This window comes from Rhodopseudomonas sp. (genome assembly GCF_048594845.1).
Taxonomy (GTDB): Bacteria; Pseudomonadota; Alphaproteobacteria; order Rhizobiales; family Xanthobacteraceae; genus Rhodopseudomonas.
Genome location: NZ_JBMDXE010000374.1, coordinates 1 through 8,586, shown reverse-complemented (window position 1 = coordinate 8,586; position 8,586 = coordinate 1). Strand labels below are relative to the sequence as shown.

At 65.0% G+C, this 8,586-nt stretch carries 8 protein-coding genes; all 8 read left to right on the top strand.

Annotation, left to right across the window (positions count from 1 at the left end; genetic code table 11):
• Window positions 1-394 (top strand): NADH-ubiquinone oxidoreductase-F iron-sulfur binding region domain-containing protein (locus ACOJTD_RS25825; RefSeq protein WP_420135700.1); only part of this gene is annotated, 394 nt, incomplete at its 5' end.
• 5 nt (window positions 395-399) lie between these two features.
• Window positions 400-2,475 (top strand): NADH-quinone oxidoreductase subunit NuoG, encoded by a 2,076-nt coding sequence (nuoG, locus tag ACOJTD_RS25820; RefSeq protein WP_420135699.1) that lies wholly within the window; start codon window positions 400-402, stop codon window positions 2,473-2,475.
• Window positions 2,476-2,484: 9 nt separating this feature from the next.
• Window positions 2,485-3,510 (top strand): NADH-quinone oxidoreductase subunit NuoH, encoded by a 1,026-nt coding sequence (nuoH, locus tag ACOJTD_RS25815; protein WP_054160655.1) that lies wholly within the window; start codon window positions 2,485-2,487, stop codon window positions 3,508-3,510.
• 7 nt (window positions 3,511-3,517) lie between these two features.
• Entirely contained in the window at window positions 3,518-4,006 is a 489-nt protein-coding gene (gene nuoI / locus ACOJTD_RS25810) for an NADH-quinone oxidoreductase subunit NuoI (RefSeq protein WP_238737371.1), read from the top strand.
• 9 nt (window positions 4,007-4,015) lie between these two features.
• Window positions 4,016-4,654: an NADH-quinone oxidoreductase subunit J gene (locus ACOJTD_RS25805; RefSeq protein ID WP_420135698.1), complete on the top strand. Its 639-nt coding sequence runs from the start codon at window positions 4,016-4,018 to the stop codon at window positions 4,652-4,654.
• Window positions 4,651-4,962 (top strand): NADH-quinone oxidoreductase subunit NuoK, encoded by a 312-nt coding sequence (gene nuoK / locus ACOJTD_RS25800; RefSeq protein WP_054160652.1) that lies wholly within the window; start codon window positions 4,651-4,653, stop codon window positions 4,960-4,962. The genes ACOJTD_RS25805 and nuoK overlap by 4 nt, the downstream gene beginning before the upstream one ends.
• A 65-nt stretch (window positions 4,963-5,027) precedes the next feature.
• Window positions 5,028-7,169 (top strand): NADH-quinone oxidoreductase subunit L, encoded by a 2,142-nt coding sequence (gene nuoL, locus ACOJTD_RS25795; protein WP_420135697.1) that lies wholly within the window; start codon window positions 5,028-5,030, stop codon window positions 7,167-7,169.
• The coding region (locus ACOJTD_RS25790) for an NADH-quinone oxidoreductase subunit M (RefSeq protein ID WP_420135696.1) at window positions 7,169-8,586 on the top strand (1,418 nt) is incomplete at its 3' end. The genes nuoL and ACOJTD_RS25790, both read left to right, overlap by 1 nt.

Below are 8,586 nucleotides of genomic sequence, written 5' to 3'. Positions count from 1 at the left end.
ATACAAGTCGATGCTCGGCACCGCGACGATGATCGTGTTCGATAACGACGCCGACCTGGTGAAGGGCATCTCCCTCATCAGCTACTTCTTCAAGCATGAGAGCTGCGGCCAGTGCACGCCGTGCCGCGAAGGCACCGGCTGGATGTGGCGCGTGCTCAGCCGCATGGTCGAAGGACGCGCACACAAGCGCGAGATCGACATGCTGCTCGAAGTGACCAAGCAGGTCGAAGGTCACACCATTTGTGCGCTCGGCGACGCCGCGGCCTGGCCGATCCAGGGCTTGATCCGCGCCTTCCGTCCGGAGATCGAGCGCCGCATCGACGATTTCTCGCGCAAGGCCACGCTCGACGACCAGGGCGTGCTCGATCCGGCGCATATGGTGGCGGCGGAGTAACAGCCATGATCAAGCTCATCGTCGACGGCAAGGAAGTCGAGGTTCCGCCGGAATACACGCTGCTGCAGGCCTGCGAGTCGGCCGGCGCCGAGATTCCGCGGTTCTGTTATCACGAGCGGCTGTCGATCGCCGGCAACTGCCGCATGTGCCTGGTCGAGCTGAAGGGCACGCCGAAGCCGGTCGCGAGCTGCGCCTGGGGCGTGCGTGACTGCCGTCCGGGTCCGAACGGCGAGCCGCCGGAGATCAACACCAAGTCTCCGATGGTAAAGAAGGCCCGCGAGGGCGTGATGGAATTCCTGCTGATCAACCATCCGCTCGACTGCCCGATCTGCGATCAGGGCGGCGAGTGCGACCTGCAGGATCAGGCGATGGGCTACGGCGTCGACACCAGCCGGTTCGCAGAGAACAAGCGCGCCGTCGAGGACAAGTATCTCGGCGTGCTGGTCAAGACCTCGATGAACCGCTGCATCCAGTGCACCCGCTGCGTGCGCTTCGCCGCAGAAGTCTGCGGCGTGCCGGAGATGGGCGCGATCGGCCGCGGCGAGGACATGGAGATCACCTCCTACCTCGAGAGCGCGCTGACCTCGGAGCTGCAGGGCAATCTCGTCGACATTTGCCCGGTGGGCGCGCTGACCTCGAAGCCCTACGCCTTCGCGGCGCGGCCGTGGGAGCTCGGCAAGACGCAGTCGGTCGACGTCATGGACGGCGTCGGTTCGGCGATCCGCGTCGACACGCGCGGCCGCGAAGTGATGCGCATCCTGCCGCGCGTCAACGAGGCGATCAACGAGGAGTGGATCTCCGACAAGACCCGCCACGTCGTCGATGGCCTGCGCACCCAGCGGCTCGACCAACCTTACGTCCGCGACGGCGGCAAGCTGCGTCCGGCGAGCTGGCCGGAAGCGTTCGGCCTGATCAAGGCCAAGGTCGCTGCGGCCGACGCCAGGAAGATCGGCGCGATCGCCGGCGATCTCGCCGCGGTCGCGGAAATGTTCGCGCTCAAGCAACAGCTGGCGCAGCTCGGCTCGTCGAACGTGGCCGCCGAGAGCGTTGCGGCCTTCAATCCGAAGGCGGGCAGGGCGTCCTACATCTTCAATCCCAGCATCGCCGGCATCGAGCAGGCCGACGCGTTGCTGATCATCGGCTCCAACCCGCGCAAGGAAGCCTCGATCCTCAACGCGCGCATCCGCAAGCGCTGGCGGACCGGCCAGCTGGCGATCGGCGTGATCGGCGAGCAGGCCGAGCTGACCTATTCGTACGACTATCTTGGCGCCGGCGCCGACACGCTCGCCGACCTCGCGGCCGGCAAGCACTCCTTCGCCGAGACGCTGAAGAACGCCAAGAATCCGATCGTGCTGATCGGTGCCGCTGCGACCTCGCGGCGTGACGGCGCTGCGCTGCTGGCGGCCGCAGCCAAGCTCGCGGGCGATATCGGCGCGGTGAAGGACGGCTGGAACGGCTTCGCCGTTCTGCATCCGGCCGCTTCCAGCGTCGGCGCGCTCGACATCGGTTTCGCGCCGGGCGAGGGCGCCAAGGATCTTGCGCAGATGACGACGCAGGGCGCGATGGACGTCGTGTTCGCCCTCGGCGCCGACGAGGTGAAGCTGCCGGAAGGCGCCTTCGTCGTCTATATCGGCACCCACGGCGATCGCGGCGCGCATCGTGCCGACGTGATCCTGCCGGGCGCGGCCTACACCGAGAAGTCGGGCATCTACGTCAACACCGAGGGCCGGGTGCAGATCGCCAACCGGGCGTCGTTCCCGCCGGGTGACGCGCGCGAGGACTGGGCGATCATCCGCGCGCTGTCCGAAGCGCTCGGCGCCAAGCTGCCCTACGACTCGCTGGCTGCGCTGCGCAAGGCGATCTTCGCCGCCGTGCCGCACCTGATGCGCGTCGACCAGATCGAAGCCGGCGACGCCGGCGCCGTGCGCACGCTGGCCGCCGCGGGCGGCAGCATCGACAAGGCGCCGTTCAAGCCGGTGATTGCGGATTACTACATGACCAACCCGATCGCGCGGGCCTCCGCGGTGATGGCGGAATGCTCCCGTCTCGCCTCCGGCCAGATGCTGACGGCGGCGGAATAGGCAGGACCGATGGCTGATTTCTTCATGACCAACCTGTGGCCGCTGATCATCGTGATCGGCCAGAGCGTGCTGCTGCTGGTCATCCTGCTGATCTCGATCGCCTACATCCTGCTCGCCGACCGCAAGATCTGGGCGGCGGTGCAGATCCGGCGCGGTCCCAACGTGGTCGGCCCGTGGGGCCTGCTGCAATCCTTCGCGGACCTGCTGAAGTTCGTGCTGAAGGAGCCGACGGTTCCGGACAGCGCCAACAAGGGCGTGTTCCTGCTGGCGCCGCTGGTGACCTGCGTGCTGGCACTGTCGGCGTGGGCCGTCATTCCGGTCAACGCCGGCTGGGTGATCGCCGACATCAATGTCGGCGTGCTGTTCATCCTCGCGGTGTCGTCGCTGTCGGTCTACGGCATCATCATGGCCGGTTGGTCGTCGAACTCGAAGTATCCGTTCCTCGCGGCGCTACGCTCCGCGGCACAGATGGTGTCCTACGAAGTCTCGATCGGATTCGTGGTGATCTGCGTGCTGCTGTGCGTCGGCTCGCTGAACCTGACCGCGGTGGTCGAAGCGCAGAACTCGAAGTGGGGCATGCTCGGCTGGTACTGGCTGCCGCTGTTCCCGATGTTCGTGGTGTTCTACGTGTCGGCGCTGGCCGAGACCAATCGCCCGCCCTTCGACCTCGTCGAAGCGGAATCGGAACTGGTCGCCGGCTTCATGGTCGAATACTCGTCGACGCCGTATCTGCTGTTCATGCTCGGCGAATACGTCGCCATCGTCACGATGTGCGCGATGGGCACGATCCTGTTCCTGGGCGGCTGGCTGCCGCCGGTGCCTTACGCCCCGTTCACATGGGTGCCGGGCATCGTCTGGTTCGCGCTCAAAGTCCTGTTCATGTTCTTCCTGTTCGCGATGGCGAAGGCGATCGTGCCTCGCTACCGCTACGACCAACTGATGCGGCTCGGCTGGAAGGTGTTCCTGCCGCTGTCGCTGGCGATGGTGGTGATCGTCGCCGCCGTCCTGCAATTCGCGGGGCTCGCGCCGAAATGAGGCCTCTATGAACATCAACGCAACCGCCCGCTCGCTGCTGCTGACGGAATTCGTATCGGCGTTCTTCCTCGCCATGCGCTATTTCTTCAAGCCGAAGCCGACGATCAATTATCCTTTCGAGAAGAACCCGATCTCGCCCCGCTTCCGCGGCGAGCACGCGCTGCGCCGCTATCCCAACGGCGAAGAGCGCTGCATCGCCTGCAAGCTGTGCGAGGCGGTGTGCCCGGCGCAGGCGATCACCATCGAGGCCGGTCCGCGGCGCAACGACGGCACCCGCCGCACCGTGCGCTACGACATCGACATGGTGAAGTGCATCTATTGCGGTCTGTGCCAGGAGGCGTGCCCGGTCGACGCCATCGTCGAGGGGCCGAACTTCGAGTTCTCCACGGAGACCCGCGAAGAGCTGTACTACGACAAGGCCAGACTGCTCGCGAACGGTGATCGCTGGGAGCGTGAGATCGCCAAGTCCATCGAACTCGACGCGCCGTACCGGTGAGCTGACGCCATGTCCATGCCAGTCCTGTTCTTCTATCTCTACGCCGGCGCCGCGATCGCCGCCGCCGTCATGGTGGTGTTCGCGCGCAACCCGGTGCACTCCGCGCTGTTCCTGATCCTGGTGTTCGTCAACGCCGCCGGCATGTTCGTGCTGATGGGCGCCGAATTCCTGGCGATGATCCTGATCGTGGTCTATGTCGGCGCCGTCGCGGTCCTGTTCCTGTTCGTGATCATGATGCTCGACGTCGACTTCAGCCGGTTGCGCGAAGGCTTCCTCGAATATCTCCCGTTCGGCCTGTTGATAGGCTTCATCTTCCTCGCCGAACTGCTGCTGCGGGCTGGCGGCTGGGTGATCACGCCGACCGTCACCAAGACGATCACGGCGCCGATCCCGGCGGGCGTCACCAACACCGAGGCGCTCGGCCTGGTGCTGTATACGCGCTACATCCATTACTTCCAGATCTCGGGCATGATCCTGCTGGTGGCGATGATCGGCGCGATCGTGCTGACGCTGCGTCACAAGAAGTCGGTGAAGCGGCAGAACATCGCCGAGCAGAATGCGCGGTCGAAGGAGACCGCGATGGCCGTGCGTAAGGTCAAGCCGGGGCAGGGACTGTCCGACGGCGACTCTGCGGAGTGGGTGCGATGAACGAGATCGGTCTGGGTCACTTCCTGTCGGTCGCGGCCGTGCTGTTCACGCTCGGCATCCTCGGCATCTTCCTCAACCGCAAGAACGTCATCATCATCCTGATGTCGATCGAGCTGATCCTGCTCGCCGTGAACATCAACCTGGTGGCGTTCTCCATCTTCCTCAACGACATCGTCGGCCAGGTGTTCGCCCTGCTGGTGCTGACCGTGGCCGCGGCCGAGGCCGCGATCGGCCTCGCGGTGCTCGTGGTGTTCTTCCGCAACCGCGGCACGATCGCGGTTGAAGATATCAACCTGATGAAGGGCTAGGGCATGATCGTTCATCACCCGTCGCTGACCCGCGACGCGATCCGGCTCGAGGCGAAGGCGCGCGCATGATCCAGGCTATCGTATTCCTGCCGCTGATCGGTGCGCTGATCGCGGCCGTCATCGCCCTAGTCGGAGCGCACGCCCGCAACCCGAGCGGCGACACCGTCGAGCATCATGACGATCACGGTCACGGCCATGGTCACGCGGCCCCGGTCGGCGGCGACGCCGCGGTGATCCACGAGACCCATTCCGAGCCGGTCGGCCACGACGCCCACGCGCACGCCGCGCATGGTCACGACGACCATGCCCATGACGATCATGCCCACGGCCCGGTCGAGCCCGCCGCCGCCGGCTCCCGGCTGGCCGAGATCGTCACCACGACGCTGCTGCTGATCTCGGCGGCTCTGTCCTGGATGACGCTGGTCGACGTCGGCTTCATGCACCACGATATCCGCGTCCCGGTGTTGCCCTGGATCAATTCGGGCGATCTGCAGGTCGCGTGGACGCTGCGCGTCGACACGCTCACCGCGGTGATGCTGGTGGTGGTGACGACGGTGTCGTCGCTCGTCCACCTGTATTCGATCGGCTACATGCACGAGGATCCGCACCGTCCGCGGTTCTTCGGCTATCTGTCGCTGTTCACCTTCGCGATGCTGATGCTGGTGACCGCCGACAACCTGCTGCAGCTGTTCTTCGGCTGGGAAGGCGTCGGTCTGGCGAGCTATTTGCTGATCGGCTTCTGGTACCAAAAGCCGTCCGCCAACGCCGCCGCCATCAAGGCCTTCGTGGTCAACCGCGTCGGCGACTTCGGTTTCCTGCTCGGCATCTTCACGATCTTCGTGCTGGTGGCGTCGACCGATTTCGACACCATCTTCGCGGCCGCGCCCGGGCTGACCGGCAAGACCATCAACTTCTTCGGCTGGCACGCCGACGCGCTGACGCTGGCCTGCCTGTTGCTGTTCATGGGCGCGATGGGCAAGTCGGCGCAATTCCTGCTGCACACCTGGCTGCCGGACGCGATGGAAGGCCCGACCCCGGTGTCGGCGCTGATCCACGCCGCCACCATGGTTACCGCCGGCGTCTTCATGGTCGCGCGGATGTCGCCACTGTTCGAACTGGCGCCGAACGCCCAGGCCGTGGTGATGTTTTTCGGCGGCACCACCGCGCTGTTCGCGGCGACGATCGGTCTGGTGCAGAACGACATCAAGCGGATCGTGGCGTATTCGACCTGTTCGCAGCTCGGCTACATGTTCGTGGCGCTGGGAGCAGGGGCCTATTCGGTCGGCATGTTCCACTTGTTCACGCACGCCTTCTTCAAGGCGCTGCTGTTCTTGGGCGCCGGCTCGGTGATCCACGCGATGCATCACGAGCAGGACATCCGCCACATGGGCGGCCTGAAGGACCGCATCCCCTTCACCTATGCGGTGATGGTGATCGGCACTCTGGCGCTGACCGGCTTCCCGCTGACCGCCGGCTACTTCTCCAAGGACGCGATCATCGAGGCGGCGTACGTGTCGCATAACCCGATGGCCTTCTACGGCTTCCTGATGACCGTCGTCGCCGCGCTGCTGACCTCGTTCTACTCGTGGCGTCTGATCTTCAAGACGTTCCACGGCGAGCCGGCCGATCGGAAGCACTACGAGGCCGCGCACGAGAGCCCGCTGCCGATGACGATCCCGCTGTTCGTGCTCGCCTTCGGCGCGCTGGCGGCCGGCTATCCGTTCAAGGAGCTGTTCGCCGGGCACGGCGTCGAGGAGTTCTTCCGCGAGTCGCTGAAGATGCACCCGCACATCATCGAGGAGATGCACCACATCCCCGCCGGCATCGCCTATCTGCCGACGGTAATGATGGTTGTGGGCTTCCTGGTGTCGTATCTGTTCTACATCCGCCGGCCGTATCTGCCGGTCGAGCTCGCGAACCAGCATCCGCTGCTCTACAAGTTTCTGCTCAACAAGTGGTACTTCGACGAGCTGTACGATGTGATCTTCGTGCGGCCCGCGAAATGGATCGGCCGCCAGCTCTGGAAGAAGGGCGACGGCATGCTGATCGACGGCCTCGGCCCCGACGGCATCTCGGCCCGCGTGCTCGACGTCACCCGCGGGGTCGTCAAGCTGCAGACCGGCTATCTCTACCACTATGCGTTCGCGATGTTGATCGGCGTGGCCGGTCTGATCACCTGGTTCATGCTCGGCGGGGGAGGCCGGTAATGTCGGCTTCAATCATGACCTGGCCCATTCTTTCGGTCGTCACCTTCCTGCCGCTGGTCGGCGCGCTGCTGGTCTATCTGGCGCGCGGCGACGACGAGGCCGCGCGCCGCAACGCGCGCTGGATCTCGCTGTGGACCACGCTGATCACCTTCGCGGTGTCGCTGATCCTGGTGGCGCGGTTCGACGCGTCGAACCCGGGCTTCCAGTTCGTCGAAAAGGCGCCCTGGCTCGGCAATACGATCAACTACCACATGGGTCTCGACGGCATTTCGCTGCCGCTGGTGATCCTCACGACGGCAATCATGCCGTTCTGCATCCTCGCCAGCTGGAAGTCGGTGACGTTCCGGGTGCGCGAATACATGATGGCGTTTCTCATCCTTGAAACGCTGATGATCGGCACCTTCTCGGCGCTGGATCTGGTGCTGTTCTATCTGTTCTTCGAAGGCGGCCTGATCCCGATGTTCCTGATCATCGGCGTCTGGGGCGGTCCGCGCCGGGTGTACGCTTCGTTCAAGTTCTTCCTGTACACGCTGCTCGGCTCGGTGCTGATGCTGCTGGCCATCATGGCGATGTACTGGACGGCGGGCACCACCGACATCCCGACGCTGATGACCACCGCGCTGCCGCGCAATCTGCAGACCTGGGCGTGGCTGGCATTCTTCGCCTCGTTCGCGGTCAAGATGCCGATGTGGCCGGTGCACACCTGGCTCCCCGACGCGCACGTCGAGGCGCCGACCGCGGGCTCCGTGGTGCTGGCCGCGATCATGCTGAAGATGGGCGGCTACGGCTTCCTGCGGTTCTCGCTGCCGATGTTCCCCGACGCCTCGGTGTATTTCGCGCCGCTGGTCTACACGCTCTCGGTCATCGCGATCGTCTACACCTCGCTGGTCGCGCTGATGCAGGAGGACATCAAGAAGCTGATCGCGTACTCCTCGGTCGCGCATATGGGCTTCGTCACCATGGGCATCTTCGCCGGCAACACCCAGGGCGTCGCCGGCAGCGTGTTCCAGATGATCTCGCACGGCATCGTGTCGGGCGCGCTGTTCCTCTGCGTCGGCGTGATCTACGACCGCATGCACACCCGCGAGATCGCCGCCTATGGCGGGCTGGTCAACCGCATGCCGCTGTACGCCTTCGTGTTCCTGGTGTTCACCATGGCCAATGTCGGCCTGCCGGGAACCTCGGGCTTCGTCGGCGAATTCCTCACGCTGATGGGCACGTTCCGGACCAACATCCCGACCGCGACCTTCGCGGCGCTGGGCGTCATTCTGTCGGCGGCCTACGCGCTGTGGCTGTATCGCAAGGTGGTGTTCGGCGCGTTGACCAAGCCGTCGCTCGCCTCGATCAAGGATCTGACGCTGCGCGAAAGCGTCATCCTGGCTCCGTTCGTGGTGCTGACCATCCTGTTCGGCTTCTA

What these genes read in the sequence shown, in the direction of transcription:
- nuoG (WP_420135699.1), top strand. Translation starts at nt 400, where the DNA reads ATGATCAAGCTCATCGTCGACGGCAAGGAAGTCGAGGTTCCGCCGGAA.
- nuoH (WP_054160655.1), top strand. Translation starts at nt 2,485, where the DNA reads ATGGCTGATTTCTTCATGACCAACCTGTGGCCGCTGATCATCGTGATC.
- nuoI (WP_238737371.1), top strand. Translation starts at nt 3,518, where the DNA reads ATGAACATCAACGCAACCGCCCGCTCGCTGCTGCTGACGGAATTCGTA.
- ACOJTD_RS25805 (WP_420135698.1), top strand. Translation starts at nt 4,016, where the DNA reads ATGTCCATGCCAGTCCTGTTCTTCTATCTCTACGCCGGCGCCGCGATC.
- nuoK (WP_054160652.1), top strand. Translation starts at nt 4,651, where the DNA reads ATGAACGAGATCGGTCTGGGTCACTTCCTGTCGGTCGCGGCCGTGCTG.
- nuoL (WP_420135697.1), top strand. Translation starts at nt 5,028, where the DNA reads ATGATCCAGGCTATCGTATTCCTGCCGCTGATCGGTGCGCTGATCGCG.